At 65.2% G+C, this 16,362-nt stretch carries 13 protein-coding genes; 6 read left to right on the top strand and 7 right to left on the bottom strand.

Annotated elements, in window-relative coordinates; genetic code table 11:
- The first annotated feature begins 254 nt into the window (after window positions 1-254).
- The 3 genes from AC5FRZ_RS06375 (at window position 255) to AC5FRZ_RS06365 (ending at window position 3,794) form a co-directional block, all read left to right on the top strand.
- Complete coding sequence (locus AC5FRZ_RS06375; RefSeq protein WP_372479271.1) at window positions 255-2,699, top strand: beta-mannosidase; 2,445 nt, start codon at window positions 255-257, stop codon at window positions 2,697-2,699.
- Window positions 2,700-2,868: 169 nt separating this feature from the next.
- The gene (locus AC5FRZ_RS06370; protein WP_493564181.1) at window positions 2,869-3,339 is read left to right on the top strand and encodes a hypothetical protein; all 471 of its coding nucleotides are present in this window, start codon (window positions 2,869-2,871) and stop codon (window positions 3,337-3,339) included.
- Window positions 3,336-3,794 (top strand): hypothetical protein, encoded by a 459-nt coding sequence (locus AC5FRZ_RS06365; protein ID WP_170093880.1) that lies wholly within the window; start codon window positions 3,336-3,338, stop codon window positions 3,792-3,794. The genes AC5FRZ_RS06370 and AC5FRZ_RS06365 overlap by 4 nt, the downstream gene beginning before the upstream one ends.
- Window positions 3,795-3,839: 45 nt before the next feature.
- Here the strand turns inward: AC5FRZ_RS06365 and AC5FRZ_RS06360 are convergent, their stop codons facing one another.
- Window positions 3,840-5,219, bottom strand: a complete 1,380-nt coding sequence (locus AC5FRZ_RS06360; protein ID WP_493564180.1) for an alpha-L-fucosidase — start codon at window positions 5,217-5,219, stop codon at window positions 3,840-3,842.
- Between the two features lie 110 nt (window positions 5,220-5,329).
- Between AC5FRZ_RS06360 and AC5FRZ_RS06355 the strand changes: the two genes are divergently transcribed.
- From AC5FRZ_RS06355 to AC5FRZ_RS06345, 3 genes are all read left to right on the top strand, one after another.
- Window positions 5,330-6,607: an outer membrane protein assembly factor BamB family protein gene (locus AC5FRZ_RS06355; RefSeq protein ID WP_493564179.1), complete on the top strand. Its 1,278-nt coding sequence runs from the start codon at window positions 5,330-5,332 to the stop codon at window positions 6,605-6,607.
- 125 nt (window positions 6,608-6,732) lie between these two features.
- Window positions 6,733-7,758, top strand: a complete 1,026-nt coding sequence (locus AC5FRZ_RS06350) for an ABC transporter permease (RefSeq protein ID WP_153553004.1) — start codon at window positions 6,733-6,735, stop codon at window positions 7,756-7,758.
- Window positions 7,745-8,749 carry an ABC transporter permease gene (locus AC5FRZ_RS06345; protein ID WP_493564178.1) on the top strand — a complete coding sequence of 335 codons (1,005 nt, stop codon included), beginning with the start codon at window positions 7,745-7,747 and terminating at the stop codon, window positions 8,747-8,749. Before AC5FRZ_RS06350 ends, AC5FRZ_RS06345 begins: the two co-directional genes overlap by 14 nt.
- A gap of 323 nt (window positions 8,750-9,072) precedes the next feature.
- Here AC5FRZ_RS06345 and AC5FRZ_RS06340 read toward each other — a convergent pair whose 3' ends face one another.
- From AC5FRZ_RS06340 to AC5FRZ_RS06315, 6 genes are all read right to left on the bottom strand, one after another.
- Window positions 9,073-10,941 carry an ABC transporter substrate-binding protein gene (locus AC5FRZ_RS06340; protein ID WP_493564177.1) on the bottom strand — a complete coding sequence of 623 codons (1,869 nt, stop codon included), beginning with the start codon at window positions 10,939-10,941 and terminating at the stop codon, window positions 9,073-9,075.
- Window positions 10,942-11,612: 671 nt separating this feature from the next.
- Window positions 11,613-11,867 (bottom strand): hypothetical protein, encoded by a 255-nt coding sequence (locus AC5FRZ_RS06335; protein ID WP_372479278.1) that lies wholly within the window; start codon window positions 11,865-11,867, stop codon window positions 11,613-11,615.
- A gap of 2 nt (window positions 11,868-11,869) precedes the next feature.
- On the bottom strand, window positions 11,870-12,640 hold the full coding sequence (locus AC5FRZ_RS06330) for an IclR family transcriptional regulator (protein WP_170093874.1): 771 nt from the start codon (window positions 12,638-12,640) through the stop codon (window positions 11,870-11,872).
- A 100-nt stretch (window positions 12,641-12,740) separates the two neighbouring features.
- Window positions 12,741-13,838 carry a Gfo/Idh/MocA family protein gene (locus AC5FRZ_RS06325; RefSeq protein WP_372480807.1) on the bottom strand — a complete coding sequence of 366 codons (1,098 nt, stop codon included), beginning with the start codon at window positions 13,836-13,838 and terminating at the stop codon, window positions 12,741-12,743.
- Window positions 13,835-14,071, bottom strand: a complete 237-nt coding sequence (locus AC5FRZ_RS06320; protein ID WP_170092367.1) for a hypothetical protein — start codon at window positions 14,069-14,071, stop codon at window positions 13,835-13,837. Before AC5FRZ_RS06320 ends, AC5FRZ_RS06325 begins: the two co-directional genes overlap by 4 nt.
- A 42-nt stretch (window positions 14,072-14,113) precedes the next feature.
- Complete coding sequence (locus AC5FRZ_RS06315) at window positions 14,114-16,264, bottom strand: ABC transporter ATP-binding protein (RefSeq protein ID WP_493564176.1); 2,151 nt, start codon at window positions 16,262-16,264, stop codon at window positions 14,114-14,116.
- Window positions 16,265-16,362: the final 98 nt, after the last annotated feature.

Here is a 16,362-nt window from a genome sequence, read left to right as displayed (position 1 = left end):
CACACGGGCCGGCGAGCGGGCGCTGGCGGGATCGTGTTCAGATAAGCCGCTGCATCTTCCGGCCTGTAGACACCGAAAGGGCGAGCGTCGTTCCGGGAACCCGGACCCCGAAAGCACCCACCGGAGCGCAGCAGTGGTCCCGGGACCGGAACGGCACGAGGGCTTTCGGTGCAGCAACGGCCGCATTCGCTCAACTAAACACGACCGCTGGCGGCCCCGATAGAGTTATTGCCCAGAGCGCGATAAGCGCGTACATGGAACGCCACTCTCTCAACGGTAGCTGGCAGTGTCGCCCGGCAGACGGGGGCCAGCAGTTTCCAGCGACGGTCCCCGGCGACGTGTACAGCGACCTGCTGGCGGCCGGCACCATCCAGGACCCATACGAGGCCGACAACGAACTCGACGTCCAGTGGGTCGCCGAGCGCGACTGGTGCTACCGGCGAACCGTCGAGGTCGACGAGACGCTGCTGTCCGAGGCACGACAGACGCTCGTCTGTCACGGGCTGGACACCGTCGCCACGGTCCGGGTCAACGACACCACGGTCGGCAGGACGGACAACATGCATCGCCGCTACGAGTTTCCCGTCGGCGACGCCCTCGAACCCGGACCGAACGAGGTCGAGATCCGGTTCCAGTCGCCGGTCGAGTACAGCAGCCAGCGGGCGGCAGACCACCCCTACGACGTGCCGGTGATGCGCTACCCCCAGGACGTGCCCGACCGCAACCACATCCGCAAGGCCGCCTGTCACTACGGCTGGGACTGGGGGCCGTGCCTGCCGACGATGGGCATCTGGCGCGACGTAGAGCTGGTGGGCCACTCCGGACCCCGCATCACCTACACGAAGAGCCGACAGGACCACCACGACGACGGCGTCGACCTGACCGTCGACGTCGGCCTCGACGTGCCGGCAGAGACCGAGGCGACGCTGACCGCGAACGTCGCCGGAACAACCGAGTCCGTAACGGTGGGACTCGACGGCGGTCGGGAGGAGCACACGCTCGAACTCACCGTCGCCGATCCCGACCTGTGGTGGCCCAACGGCTACGGCGACCAGCCGCTGTACGACCTGACGGTCACCGTCGAGAGCGACCACGACACCGATCGGACGACCGACCGCGTGGGATTCCGGGAGATCGAGCTGTGCCGCGAGGAAGACGACGCCGGCGAGTCCTTCGCCTTCGCGGTCAACGGCGTGCCGGTGTTCGCCAAAGGGGCCAACTGGATCCCGATGGAGGCGCTTCACGGCCGCGTCGACGAGACGGAGTACACCGATCTGCTGGACAGCGCCGCCAGCGCGAACATGAACATGATCCGTGTCTGGGGCGGCGGCCACTACGAACGCGACGCCTTCTACGAGCGCTGTGACGAACTCGGCCTGCTCGTCTGGCAGGACTTCATGTTCGCCTGTTCGCTGTACCCCGCCGACGAGGCGTTCCGCGAGACGGTGGCCGCCGAGGCGCGCTATCAGGTCCGCCGGCTGGCCAACCACCCGAGCCTCGCGCTGTGGTGTGGCAACAACGAGAACGAGGAGGGACTGCACAACTGGTGGGCCGACGAGGACCACATCGACAGCCTCGAAGCCGACTACGAGGCGATCTTCCTCGAAACGCTCGACGAGATCGTCGCCGAGGAAGACCCGTCGCGGCCCTACTGGTCGGCCTCGCCCTCCAGCGGCCGCGAGTACGACGATCCCTACATGACAGAACGGGGTGACATCCACTACTGGGACGTGTGGCACAGCGGGGCCTCCTTCGACGCCTACGAGGAGACCGAACCGCGGTTCGTCTCCGAGTTCGGCTACCAGTCATTCCCGTCGCCGGAGCTGCTCGCGTCGGTGCTGCCCGCAGACGAACTCAACCCGACCGCCCCGCTGATGGAACACCACCAGCGCAGCCCCGGCGGCAACGGCCGGATCCTCTCGCGGATGACCGACAACTTCCGGACGCCCTTCTCCTTCGAGACGTTCACGTACCTGAGCCAGATCCAGCAGAGCATGGCGATGCAGACCGCGATCGAGCACTGGCGGCGACAGCGGCCACACACGATGGGGGCGCTGTACTGGCAGCTCAACGACCTCTGGCCGTGTGCCTCCTGGTCGTCGATCGAGTACGGCGGCGACTGGAAGGCCAGCCAGTACGTCGCTCGCCGGATCTTCGCACCGCTGCTGGTCTCGACGACGGTGACCGACGACGGCGTCGAGGTGTGGCTGACCAGCGATCGACCCGAGGCGGTCACTGGGACGCTCACCGTGGAAGTCTGGACGCTCGACGGGGAGCGAATCCACGCAGCGTCACACGACACGACCGTGTCCGCACTCGACAGTACGACCCCACTGACCGTCGACGTCGACGCGGTCGCCCCGGACGTAGATCCGTCGAACTGCCTCGTGCGGGCCGACTTCGACGGCCCGGTCGAGTCGTACCCCTCGGTCGCGTTCCGCGAGCCCTACAAGCGACTCGACCTTCGTGTGCCCGACATCGAGGTGCGCGTCGACGGACGGAGAGTGACCCTGGAGACGGACGTGCCGGCGCTGTGGGTGACACTCGACGCCCCGCTGTCCGAGCCGTTCTCGGACAACTACTTCCACCTCGTCCCCGGCGAGTCCCGGACGATCACCGTCGAGAGCGACGCCGACCGCTCGGAGATCGCCGACGCGCTCGCGGCCCTCGACGTGACACACCTCCGCGAGACGTACTGATACTGCCGGCTGTACGTCTGTGAAGGATTTCTCGACCACGGGGTCCCAAATGTCTTGCAACAGTGACAGCCGGCAGTATGAGACGGGCCACTGTCGATGTTTCCCTCGACCGAGGCGTCGAGCGCGCCTCGTCCCCAAGCATTATAGCGTGGTGCGGCGATCCACCTGTGTGACTCGCAGGCACAGCGACACCACCGGGCGAACACTGGAACGGCGTCGCCTGCTGGCCGGTCTCGGCGGCCTGACCGCACTGAGCGGGTGCCTCTCGGCCGGAACCGACGGCGGGTGTACAGACAGTGGCGTGCCACAGGGCGGGCTCCGGCTCCTCAACGCCGACGGACGACCCCACACGGTCGAGCTGACGGTGTTTCTCGACGTGCTCGTCGTGCGAGAGGTCGTGTTCGACGAGCGCGTTACGGTGCCGGGCCGAAACGCGGACGAAGACCGACACGTACTGCTCGAAGATGTCGTCGACCGGAGCGGGCGACACGTCCTCCGTGCCCGCGTGCGCGCCACCGGCGAGACGACCGACTACCTCTGGGACGTGTCGGCCGACGGCTGTACCGGCCTCCTGGTCTCGGTCGACGACGGCGTCGCGACCGTCACCGCCGTCGACACGGACGGTGGGAGACAGCCGTGAGCGCCGCTCGTCACCGCTGGCGCGGTCTGGACCACCCGGAGTTCGTCGGTGCCGTGGTCGTCGTGGTCTTCTCGTTCGCCGTGGGGAAGCTGGGGCTGCTGCCGACGACGGCGATCGTGGCCAACGGATTCCTCGGGGGAGTGGTCGCCGGGACGCTGACCGCGTGGGACGACGCGGGCTACTACCGGGGTGCGCTCGCCGCGGTCGTCGCGACGCCGCTGTTGCTGGCGGTCCACGTCGTCGACGACTTCGTCATCTCGGGCCGGTACGACGTGGTGCTCACGACACTCGGGCGACCGCCCGGAACACTCGTCGATCAACTGATCGTCTACGGGATCTACGAGGGACTGGCCGTCTCGCTTCCTGCCGCCGTCGCTCTCGCGACCGGACTCGTGGGCGGTGCGGTCGGCTTTCGACTGCGCCGACTGTTCGCCCGTCGCTCAGTGTTGCGGTAGCACAGATCGGCACTCGGGGTGGTCGACCGGAGCCGACTGGAGGAATCAGGACGACGATGCCGAGTTCGCCACGTCCTGCAGCGTGAGCGTGTACGCCACGCCCGGATGGTCAGAGGGCGGATTGGCGTCGAAATCGATGGTGACCGCCCCGTCCTCGTGCTTCCAGTCGACCGGCTCTTTGCCGGACGCCGTCAGGAGCGACACCGACGCGGGCGTTACGTCGGGGCCGTCCTCGAAGAGCGTCTGTTCGCCGATGGCCCAGTCGAACAGCGTCGCGTAGAGCGTCCCGTCTTTCCAGGTGTAGCGTACGTCGGTGCTGGAAGCGACACTGTCCTCGGCCTGCTCCCAGTAGGTGGTGCCGAAGATGGCCTCGCCGTTGACCGCGAGCCACTCGCCCAGCCCCCGCAGGCGCTCTTTCTGGACCGCCGGGATGGTCCCGTCCGCTCGCGGGCCGACGTTGATGAGGAGGTTGCCGTTCTTCGAGACGATGTCGACGAACGAGTGGACGAGTTCCTCGACCGTGAGATAGTGGTCCTCGGGTTCGTTGCGGTTGTACCCGAACGACCCTCCGAGTCCGCGCGTCGCTTCCCACTTGTGTTCCTGTCTCTCGTCGAACGTCTCGTACTCGGGGGTGTAGAAGTCGCCGTGTGTCTGCTCTTCGCCCGCGCCGAGGCGGTCGTTGACGGCGACTTCCTTGTCCCACTCCTCGGCCGCCTGCTCGTAGTAGTAGGCGACGGTCTCTTTGGTCCCGTACGCCTCGGTGTCGGCCTTCCAGTTGCCGTCGAGCCACAGGAGATCCGGCCGCGTCTCGTCGATGAGTTCGGTCAGCTTCTCGTTCATGAACTCGACGTACTCCGGGCCGGGGTGGCCCTCGTCGTCGACGTCCGGGTGACCGAACAGACCGGGGTTGTCCGGATCGAAGAAGTTCAGGAGGCCGTGAAAGGAGCCGGCGAACTTCATGTCGCGGTCGCGGACGGCCGCACCGAGTTCGCCGACGATGTCCCGGTTCGGACCGCGCTCGACGGTCGTCCAGTCGGTCACGTCGCTGTCCCAGAGCTGGATGCCGTCGTGGTGTTCCGCGGTCAGGACGACGTAGCGCGCACCCACTTCCTCGTCGAAGAAGGTCGCCCAGCGCACCGGGTCCCAGCCGTCGGCGCTCCACTGCTCCAGAAAGTCGGTGTACTCGACCTGTTCGCCGTAGGTCGAGCGGTGGTAGTCGTACACGTCGCTGTCTTCGTCGTACATCCCCCTGACGTACCACTCGGCGTAGCCGGACTCGCTGACTTCCCCGTCGTCGGTGACGGGGGCCCACGCGGGGACGGAGTAGGCCCCCCAGTGGATGAAGATCCCGAGCTTCGCGTCGTCGAACCAGTCCGGTAGCTCGTGCTGTTCGAGTGACTCCCACGTCGGCTCGTAGGCGACCATACAGGGTTGTGCGGGCAATCGGGTAAAAAGCTGTTCGTCACTCACATCGTGACGCCGACGGAGCGACTCTCGGACAAACGTTTAAGCGACCGGTCGCCGAACAGCCGACAGTGACGGACGACAGTACACGGGTCGATCGACGGAGCGTGCTGGCCGTCGTCGGTGGCGGGCTGCTCGCCGGCTGTTCGGCACCGACGACGACCGATCGATCGCCCCGAACGACCGACGACGAGCGCACGACCGACGACGAGCGCACGACCGAGGCCGCGACCGACCTCTCCGTCGACACCGGATGGGGGATGTTCGGCCGCAACGCGCGTCACACGAGCCACAGTCCCGACGCATCCGGGCCGCGAACCGACGCCACACAGCAGTGGTCTCACACCTGCGCCCAGGACCAGGGGGACATCCTCGGGACGCCGGCCGTCGCCGACGGCATCGCCTACGTCGGCTGTGGGCGCTCCGTCGAAGCCCTCGACGTCACGACCGGAGCGGTCGAGTGGTCCCGCACGCTCAGTCGCGCCAACCGGTTCTCCCCGGCCCTCGGTGCCGGGCGCGTCTACGTGACGATCCGCGGGGAACGAGCGGGCCTGTACGGCTTCGCACGCGACGGCGGCGACACCGAGTGGCACCAGCCCCTCCAGGTCGTCTCGGCCCCGGTGTACGCCGACGGCACGGTGTACGCCCGGACGCGAACCGCCGGAAAGACGCTCCGGGCCTTCGACGCGGACGACGGCACCGAACAGTGGCACCACGGACGCGACTGCCAGCCCTCGGACGCCGTCTGGTCGCCGCCGACGGTCTGGGACGACACGGTGCTGTACCTCGCGACGTGTGCGGACGGTGAGCGCTCGACGCTGTTCGCCCTCGATCGAGCCACGGGCACCGAACGGTGGCACCACGAGATCGACGGCGTCGCGAGCCGCTCGGCCCCGGCAGTGGCAGACGGGATCGCGTACGTCGGCGACAACGGCGGGCGTCTCTACGCGATCGACCTCGAAGCACGGCGCGAACGGTGGACGACCCCACTGGAGGGACAGCTCTGGACGACGCCGACGATCGGACACGACACCGTCTACGTCGGCAGCGTGACCGGCACGCTGTACGCCGTCGACGCCGCCGAGGGAGCCGTCGACTGGCACCGCAACGTCGGGCTCACCTACGAGACGGCTGCGTTCGACGGCGAGACGCTGTACGTCGGCGGCGTCAACCTACAGGGCGTCGACCCCGCCTCCGGCGAGACGCTGTGGCGAGTGAACACGACGAACACGTTTTCGAGCCAGTTTGCCTCGCCCGCCGTCGTCGGGAACGCGGTCGTCGCGACCAGCTGTGTCAAGACCGATTCCCAGCAGACCAGATACGACAATCGAATCCACGTCGTCGGGTGAGACGAACGACGCTCGATTCCGAGAGCGTCGTGCGGACGGAGAGCGAGACTGTCGCCGCCGACAGGGGGACCGCGGTCCAGTCCTGCTACGCAAATTATATATAGAGGGTTTGCAAACAACGTCGTATGCGGTATTATGCCAAGCGAATCGGCCAATCAGTGCTGACGTTGTTCGTAGTCGTGACGATCACGTTCTTCATGTACCGCTTGCTGCCCGGGGGGCCACTGGAGTTGATGCGCCAGCAGTTGCTACAGGACATGGCGACCCAGGGCACCGGGCAAGCCAACATGCAGGAGGTGAACAGACTGATCGAGCTGTACACGGGCTTCCAGCCCGACGCACCGCTGTACGTCCAGTACTACAACTACATCAAGGACATCGTCGTCCACCAGGACTTCGGGAAGTCGATCTGGCAGAACGAACCGGTGTTCGACATCCTGTTCAAGGCGATGCCGTGGTCGATCTACGTCAGCGTCTACGGACTCGTGCTCGGGTTCTCGACGAACGTCTTCCTGGGCGCGTTCATGGCCTACCGCGAAGGGTCGCGGTTCGACTCCGGGATGACCGGCATCATCGTCGCCGCCAACTCCGTCCCCTACTACGCGGCGGCCATCTTCATGCTCATCGTCTTCTCGTACCAGCTGGGGTGGTTCCCGATCGCCGGGCGATACGGCCCGGCGACGACGCCGGGGTTCAACCTCGATTTCATGGTGAGCGTCGTCCACCACTCCATTCTCCCGATCTTCACCGGCTTCGTCGTCGGGTTCGGGGGCGGTGCGCTGGGGATGCGCGGCAACAGCGTCCGTATCCTCGGAGAGGACTACGTCCGCTCGGCCCGGCTTCGCGGACTCAGTAGCCGGCTCATCGCCGCTCGCTACGTCGGCAAGAACGCCATCCTGCCGATGTACACCGGGCTGATGATCGGGCTGGCGGGCATCTTCTCCAGCAGCGTCATCATGGAACAGATCTTCACGTACCCGGGCGTCGGCTGGTACACGTTCGGTGCCCTGGAGAACCGCGATTACCCGCTCTTGCTGGGTTCGTTCATCTTCTTCACGACGATCACCATCACCGGCATCACGATCGCAGACATGACATACAGTCTCATCGACCCACGGATCGAATCGGGAGGCGAAGATGAGTCGTTCTGACTCCGAATCGGCGGCCGACTACCTCGCGGACATCGCCGACGAGAGTACGGGGCCGCTCTCGCAGAGAGAGCGGTTCGACCGCTTCGTCGAGGACTCGATCCGGACCCCGTGCCGGATCATCTGGGGCGACCTGCGGACCAGAATCGGGATCTCGATCCTGCTGGCGTTTACCCTCGTCGGGACCGTCGGCGTCTCGATCGTGCCGAAACCGGAGTTCAACGAGGCACCGCGGTACGTGCCGCCGTTTACCAACTGGGCGGTGCCCCTCGGGACCGACGGTTACGGCAAGGCCATCGGGAAACAGCTCGTCCACGCGACGCCGGCAGTCCTCGAAATCGTCGTCGCGGGGGCCGTCATCTCGATGGTGCTGGCGACGGTCATCGGCGTCACGGCCGGCTACAAGGGCGGCAGGGTCGACGACATCCTGATGTTCATCACGGACGCGGTGCTGACGATTCCGGGGCTCCCCCTGATCCTCGTCATCGCGTCGATCTTCACGCCGGAACGACCCTTCGTCGTCGGGCTGTTGCTGGGGATCGACAACTGGCCGGGTCTGGCTCGCACCCTCAGGTCACAGGTGCTCTCGATCCGCCACGAGTCCTACGTCGAGGCGTCCAGAGCGATGGGGATGTCCTCGCCACACATCCTCCGCAAAGACGTGACGAAGCAGCTGATGCCCTACATCACGATCAACGCGGCCAACGCGGCCCGAGGCGTCATCTTCGAGTCCGTCGGGCTGTACTTCCTCGGCATCCTGCCGTTCACCTCGGCCAACTGGGGCGTCATCATGAACGAAGCCTACCAGACCAGCGGCGTGTTGAGCAACCTGGGACGGATCCACTGGATGATCTGGCCGATGGTGACCATCTCGCTGTTCTCGGTCGGCCTCATCCTGCTCTCCCAGGGGATGGACCGCCTGTTCAACCCCCGTATCCGGGCCCGGCACTCCGATACGGCCGGCGAGGAGACGGCGACGGCGAAGATGGAGTGAGACTTCTCGCAGCGTTTTCTCGGGACGTGACTGCGTGCGGTCTACCGAAGACCCGATTTTTCGCACGAGACCGCCGGTCGGGACTCGCGACTGGACGTCCGTCGAGCGAGCAGAGCGGGTGAGACCTCCGGCTGTCTATCTGTGAGGTGTCGTCGCGAATAGCGTCACGAAGAGACAGTCAGCGGTCTGATACTGCCGGCTGTAACTTCGTGAGGATCTTCGCCACCTCGGGGTGGCGAAATCGTTCACAGATGTACAGCCGGTAGTATGAAGAACGGTGTGAAACGGTGGACTGGGACAGACAGCGGTCGGGTGGACGACGGTTACTTGTACTTGTGCTTGATCGCCCCGCGCTTGAGTGCGGCGTGCATGCCGGCGTAGATCTCGTAGGTCTCGTCGTCGACCGGCATGTCGAAGTCCTTCGTGTCTCCCCAGAAGCCGGCCTTCGGCTGGAGGATGACGAGGTGGGGCAGATCGTAGTTCCAGTACCGGGCGAGCAGGCGGACGTTCTCGCGGGTCTGTGCCTCAGATTCCGCGCTGAGCGTCTCGTCGTACAGCTCCCAGAGGTTGATCTGCTTGCCGTCGCCGGAGATTTCCTTGGCACCGGGCTCGGTCGGGATTTCCGGCGTGAGCGGCATCCCGTTGAACGGGGAGCGTTCCTTGCCCTCGTCGAGCCACTTCGGGAGCTGGGTGCCGTAGTTCTCCAGATTCGCGAGACGCAGCCCGCCGATCTGGCTCGATCGGAAGTACGAGATCGGGTGGTTCAGGAAGTTGTTGTGGAAGAAGAAGGTCAGGTCGTAGTCCATCTGGTTTCTGGCGCGCTTGTAGTAGACACCGCCGGAGACGCCCTCGAAGTTCATGTCGAAGCCGAACTGGTTCATCTGGGAGTTGACCGTCCGCGCGCCTTTGGTGAAGGCACCCCAGTTGATCGAGAGCATGTTGAACGAGACGGTCTTGCCGTCGGGATCGACCCACTCCCCGCCTTGCTTGCTGTAGCCGGCCTCGTTCAGGTACTTCGTCGCGCCCTCGGGGTCGGCGGTGATCGGGTAGTCGGCCATCTTGCCGTACAGTTCGTCACCGAGCCACTGCTTTGCCATCCGCTTGCCCATTCCCGTCTGCTTTGGCACCACGGCGGCCTGGGGCTCCTGGTTCGCGATGATGCTGTTCCAGTCGATCAGGTGGGCGAGTGCCTGCCGGACCTTCCGCTTCTGGAGGTGCTCGTTCGTGTGGTTGAACGCGACCTTGCGGAGCTGGACGGACCGGCTCTCGGTGATGTTTTGCAGGTGATCGGGACCGGTGAACGAGGACTTCAACAGCCCACGCCCGAGGTCGAGCTTGTCCTGCTTCTTGATGATGCTGCCGCCCTCCTTGATCGCCCGGACGCGGTAGGTCTCGACCTGGTTGTCCTGGTACCACGGATGGTCCGTCCGGACCTCGAACACCATGGCCTGGTTGTTGGCTTCCGTCAGCTCGTAGGGGCCGTTACCGAGCCCGTTGTCGAGGATCTCGGTGCTGGTCACTTTGAACTTTTCGAGCTCCTGGGTGACCGAGTCCCGCGCGGACTGGTCCGCAGCGTCCTGGTACTTTTCGAGCCACTCCTGGTAGAGGCTCGGGTGGGCCGCGAGGAAGGTCCCCGTGGAACTCTCCTTGAGGATCGTCGGGTTCTGGGGCTTCTTGTACTCGCGCTTGAGCGTTCGGTCGTCTTCGGTCCAGACCCGCTTCATGGAACTCCCCTCGGGATTCTGGAGGCGCGAGATCTCGTCGGAGATGTACTGGTGTTCGGCCGTCACCTGGTCGCCGTTCCACCAGGTCAGGTTGTCGGGGAACGTCCAGGTCTCGATCTGCTCGTCGGTGTCGTACGACCAGTCGTCGAGGACCCACAGCTGGGTGGGCCGGGTCACGTGGTACAGCCCACGCGCGAGGTTCCACGGGAAGTCCGGACCGAAGATGTTCCAGTTGACGTCGGTCGGGATCCGTCCGACCTTCCTGACCAGTTCGGGGTCGCGCGGCTCGGCGTCCGAAGCCGGCGTCGAGGTGTCGCCGCTCCCGTCGGTCGACGTGGTCGTCGATCCGTCACCGCTACAGCCCGCGAGGGCAGCAGCGCCACTGGCAGTCACGGTGAGCAGCCGTCGGCGTGAGACCCGACGCTGGCTACGCTCTCCACTCTCCTGGCGGTTTCTGTTTGCCACCATACCACACCCCAGTTACCTAGACTATTTATAATTTTTCATCATCGGGGTCGGCGGTCCGGGCCGACGACGCTCCCGGCCATCGGGTGGCGACCGTCGTGGTCAGAGAGCGGGCGGCGGAGCCTCGCAGTGACACCGTCTCTGGAGACGACGCCGTCGACCGACACGGTGCGTTATGTGATGCTGAATACCACGGTAATGGGCCTGTGCCGGCCGACGACAGCAGTTCTCACGACGACCAGAACACCCAATATCAAACGTACTTTTGTTATCCCATCTGGGAGCGCCGTAGCGGAGTTGTTCTTCGTCGCCGAATTTGATTATGTTTTGCCGAACGGTTCTTCTGTCTTCTGGGCCGTCCGGAGTCCGTGGCAGGTATTCACGTGTCTCGGAGACCATCACGGACGTTCGGTGTGTTTCGACCACTCGTCCGTCCACGTCCCCGTCAGCCGTCGATTCGTCTGCGTGGAATATTGTCATAGAACACCGCTACTGCCATTTTACAGCGGGGCTCGGATTTTCCGGGTGCCCAGATAACAGACGTACTTTCGTTACTCGAAGCGAGCGGGATGGAGTGGAACCGTTCGGCAGCGAAGAATCTTGTTCGTCATTGCAGATTCGTCGTTCGCCCAGGTGATGGCTCGGGAACTACCGCGGTGAAGACGGCCGGACGATCACTCGACGGGATCGTCGCCGGTGATCGACCAGCAAGCGAGAACGAGAACGACGAGTAGCCCTTCGAGGAGTCCGATCCCGAGGAGATTGAGGACGGCGAGGACGTGGTTCGCGCTCCCCGGTTCGGTCACGGAGACCGACACGGCGAGGAGCACGAGCGCGACTGCCAGGAAGCCAAAGAGCGCCGCGATGCCGCGCTTCTGGCTACAGACGTACTTCAGCAGGAATCGCGGGAACGAGTCGCGCCGGGACACGGTTACGAGTACGCCATGTTGAGTTCGATGACGTTGACGGCCTTGCGCAGGAGGCTCGGGATCTCTTCCTCGTAGCGTTCCCCGTTGAGGCGGTTGACCGGGCCGGAGACGCTGATCGCCCCTCTGACCTCCCTGTCCTTGTCGAGGATCGGTGCGGCGACGCAGTGGAGTCCCTCCAGACGCTCCTGTCTGTCGAATGCGATGCCCTGGTCTCGAATGGTCTCCAGCTCGTCGAAGAGGACGTCGCGGCTCTGGATCGTCTCTGCGGTCATCCTCGGCATCCCGTGCCTGTCGAGAATGTCTGTTACCTCGTCGCGGTCGCGGTGGGCCAGGATGGCCTTGCCCAGTGCGGTGCTGTGGAGGTGGACGCGGTGGCCGACGCGGGCGTCGACGTTGACGGCGTCGTCGCCGTGTCGGCTGTAGACGTAGACGCCGCGTCCGTGCTCCTCGACCATGAGGTTCGCGAGTTCGCCGGTGTCCGCGGCGAGTTCGTCGACTTCGGACTTCGAGACCTCGTAGACCTGCCGGCGGGAGCGGGCGTGGGTCCCGAGGCTGAGGTACTTCAGGCTGATACGGTAGGTCGACCCTTCCTTCGCGACGTACTCCATCTCGCGGAGCGTGCTCAGGTGGTTGTGGACGCTGCTCTTCGGGAGGTCGGTCTCCGCGGCGAGTTCGGAGATACCTGCCCCGTTGAGTTCCTCCAGTGCTTCGAGGACGCGATAGGAGGTCTGTGCGGCCTTGATCGGGTACGTCGCTTCTGGACCGTCCGACATGGCATGGGGTACAGTCCCATGTTAGAAAACAGTTGTTCTTTTTCGAAGAACCGGCGAGGGGCCGAGACGGGAGACACACCGGCTTTCGACGGCGGCGTACTCACCACGAGGTGACCGTCACGTCTTCGAGGGGGCGTTCGAGTGGCAGTGAGACGATGCTGTCGGTGTTGTGTGAGACGTACAGGCCGATGATGACCTCCAGCGACGTGATCGCCTCGGTGCCGGGCGAGTGGTTCGTCGCCGCCCCGTCCAGCAGGTCGCTGACGTGGCGCGCCGCGTTGGGGAAGGCCGACCGGTAGTCCTCGTCCCACGACCACGCGCCGTCGATTCCGGGCAGTTCACGCTCCACGTGTTCGCCGTCTTCGAGCCGCCAGTAGCGCCACTCGCCGTCGTCGTTGTTGAGATAGCACTTTCCTTCGGTCCCGACGATCTGGAAGGTCATCGAGGAGATCTCCCGTTCGAGCGTGCAGTCGACGTTGACGTACACGTCCTCGTCGGTGACGAGGAATCCCCCGCCACCGGAGTCGGTCACCTGTTCGTCGGCGTCGAGTGCGGTCGTGGCACCGTTCGTCCCCGTCAGGTGGCCGGCCACGGTGTCGACGTCCTGATCGAGGAGGTACGACAGCGTGTCCAGGACGTGCGTCGCGTTGCGGAGCAGTTCCTGTCTGAACTGCGCAGAGACAGACTGGACCTCGCCCAGGAGGGCCTCGTCCTGCAGCAGCGTCCGCAGGCGCTGGAGTTTCTCGGTGAAGCGAAACGAGTGGTTGACGACGAGGTCGATCTCTCGGCGGTCGCAGGCGTCGATCATCGCCCGAGCGTTCGCGACCTGCGAGGCGATGGGTTTCTCACACCAGATGACCGAGGGCGGGTCGGCCGCGCTGGCGGCGTCGACGACGTGATCGTGGTGGAGGTACGACGGCGTACAGACGGAGACGGCGTCGAGGTCCTCGGCGGCGAGCATCGCCTCGTGGCTGGTGTAGCGGTGCTCGGCGGGAACGTCCCACGCGTCACCGAACGTCGCGAGTGTCTCCTCGTCGACGTCGGCGACGGCGACGAGTTCGATGTCCTCGGTGGCGTCGTAGCCGCCCGCGTGACTCGCGCGGACCTTCGTCTCGCCCACGTCGTCCTCGTCGTGCATCCCGAGGATACCGAGGCCGGCGATGCCGCCCGCACCGATGATTCCCGCCCGATACATTATGGCTCGTAGGAGAGCTTGTAGACGAGGTAGCCACCGAAGCCCACGAGCATGGCCGAGACGCCCCAGATGCCGAACATCCCCGCGAACACGCCGTCGATGACCAGCGCACCGAGGACGACGAGGACGACGCCCAGCAGGGCGATACGGAGGAGGTTCGATTGCCAGACGTGCCCGAGGACGCGCCTGACGGCGGTCGGCGAGGTCGCTTCGCTCGAAACGCTGTTCGAACTCATACACTCGACTGCGACAGACGACTCAATAAAAGTTCCGCCGCGTTACGCGTCGTCGGCCAGGGATGGACTGTCCCAGTACTCGTGGTCCTCGTCCGTCCGGAAGCAGGACGCACAGTGGTCGCTCGTTTCCAGCGTGGGCGACTGTTCGGCACAGACCTCGCGGGCTTCGGGACAGCGCGTGTGGAACCGACAGCCACTGGGTGGGTCGACGGGGTCGGGAATGTCGATGGTCCGCATCGGCATCTCGGATTCGTCGTCCTCGGCGAGGTCCGGCGTCGCCCAGCGCAGTGCCTTTGTGTAGGGGTGTTTGGGGTTCTGGAGGATCTGCTCGACCGGTCCGATCTCGACGAGTTCGCCGAGGTACATGATCCCGATGCGGCCGTCGGCCTTCTCGGCGAGGTACCGGGCGTTCGAGAGGTCGTGGGAAATGAACAGGAACGAGGTGTCGAACCGGTCTTGCAGCTCCAGCATCAGGTCCATCGTCTCGACGCGCAGCGACACGTCGAGCGCGCTGATCGCCTCGTCGGCGAGGATGAGATCCGGGTTCATCAACAGCGCGCGGATGAGCGCGATGCGTTGCTGTTCGCCGCCAGAGAGCTGGTGGGGGTACCGTTCGGCGTAGTCCTCGGCCGGCGTGATGCCGACCGTCTTGAGCATCCCGTTGATGCGGGCGTTGCGCTCTTGTTTGTCCAGCTCCGGATACCAGCGCTTGAGAGGCTCTGCGAGCGTGGTCTGTACCCGGTGGTAGGGGTTCAGCGCACTGCCGGGGTCCTGGTGGATGATCTGGAGCGCGCGGCGAATGTCGGCGAAGGGGACCGACACGTCACCCTTCCCGTCCTTGGCGTCCCAGATGTCCTGTCCGCGGTAGGTGATCGAACCGCCGGTCGGGCGCTGGAGCCCGACGGCGGTCTTGCCCAGCGTGGTCTTGCCACAGCCGGACTCGCCGACCAGTGCGACGACGTCGTTCTCGTAGATGTCCAGGTCGACGCCGTCGACGGCCCGGACCGTCTCGGAGTCGGAGAAGTAGCCACTCAGTGGCCCGTCGTCGTCGCCGAAGTGGACTTCCAGCGACTCCATCGACACCAGCGGGTCCTCGTCCTGGTGGTCGGACCAGGTGGCCGAAACGTCGGCCGACGCCGCGCCGTCCTGGCCGTCGTCGAGCGAGAAGGGGATCTCCGTCTGTGCCGCCTCCCAGTGGTGACAGGCCACGTCGTGGGTGTCCGTCGCGTCGTAGAAGCCGGGGTCTGACTCCCGACACGTCGAGTCGGCAAGCGAGCACCGCGGGTGGTAGCGACAGCCGTCCGGGACGTTGACCGGGTCGGGAGCGGAGCCGGCGATCGGTTCCATCTTGTCGATGGGCGCTTCGAGGTTCGGGACGGCGTTGAGAAGCGCCCGCGTGTACGGGTGGGCCGCGTGGTCGAGGAGGTCCTCGGTGGGACCGATCTCGACGAAGTCGAACGCGTACATGACCGCCAGCCGGTCTGCGAGCTCCGAGATCAACGCGAGGTCGTGCGTGATGAACACGAGCGTGAGGTCGTACTTCGACTGGAGGTCTTCGAGCAGTTCGAGGATCGACCGCTGCATGAGCAGGTCCAGCGCCGCCGTCGGCTCGTCCATGACGAGCACCTCGGGTTCGAGCACCAGTGCCAGCGCGATGAGCGCACGCTGGGTCATCCCCCCGGAGAGTTCGTGTGGGTACGACGCCAGCACGCGGTCGGGTTCGAGGTAGAGATCCGAGAGCAGTTCCCGCGCGTGTTCGAGCCCTTCCTCGACGTCGGTGTCGTGGGCCAGCAGCGTCTCTTTGAAGTGAGTCTCGATGGTCGTCGTGGGGTTGAACGACGACATCGCGCCCTGGAACACCATGGAGATGTGCTCCCAGCGGAACGACTTGAGCTGGTCCTCCGGCAACGACGTCACGTCGACCGGATCGCCGTCTTCGGGGTGGTAGCGGACGGTTCCGCTGAGCTGGCCGGGCTGGACGACGGCGTCGAGCAACGCCGAGGCGAACATCGACTTGCCCGATCCGCTCTCCCCGACGATCCCCAGGACCTCCTCGCGGCCGATGTCCATGTTGGTCTCGTCGAGGACGCGAGACTCACCCCGATCCATGTCGAACGTGACAGACGCGTTTCTGATCTCCAGGATGGGGTCGACGACACTACTGCCCGACTGCTGGTGACTCTGAGTGTGCATAGTCGAATCCTGACTGCCCTGTAATGGCGTACCACAGACAGGGGCTTACTGCGTATATTCGAAGCGTCACATATTATTTTGACGGTTAGGGCATCGAC

It is taken from the genome of Halomicrobium sp. HArcht1-1, assembly GCF_058933285.1.
The sequence above is the reverse complement of the archived record's forward strand: the minus strand, read 5'-3'. Positions and strand labels throughout refer to the sequence as shown.

Coding starts and splice junctions, on each gene's coding strand:
- AC5FRZ_RS06375 (WP_372479271.1), top strand. CDS start 255: ATGGAACGCCACTCTCTCAACGGTAGCTGGCAGTGTCGCCCGGCAGAC.
- AC5FRZ_RS06360 (WP_493564180.1), bottom strand. CDS start 5,219: ATGGTCGCCTACGAGCCGACGTGGGAGTCACTCGAACAGCACGAGCTA.
- AC5FRZ_RS06350 (WP_153553004.1), top strand. CDS start 6,733: ATGCGGTATTATGCCAAGCGAATCGGCCAATCAGTGCTGACGTTGTTC.
- AC5FRZ_RS06345 (WP_493564178.1), top strand. CDS start 7,745: ATGAGTCGTTCTGACTCCGAATCGGCGGCCGACTACCTCGCGGACATC.
- AC5FRZ_RS06340 (WP_493564177.1), bottom strand. CDS start 10,941: ATGGTGGCAAACAGAAACCGCCAGGAGAGTGGAGAGCGTAGCCAGCGT.
- AC5FRZ_RS06330 (WP_170093874.1), bottom strand. CDS start 12,640: ATGTCGGACGGTCCAGAAGCGACGTACCCGATCAAGGCCGCACAGACC.
- AC5FRZ_RS06320 (WP_170092367.1), bottom strand. CDS start 14,071: ATGAGTTCGAACAGCGTTTCGAGCGAAGCGACCTCGCCGACCGCCGTC.
- AC5FRZ_RS06315 (WP_493564176.1), bottom strand. CDS start 16,264: ATGCACACTCAGAGTCACCAGCAGTCGGGCAGTAGTGTCGTCGACCCC.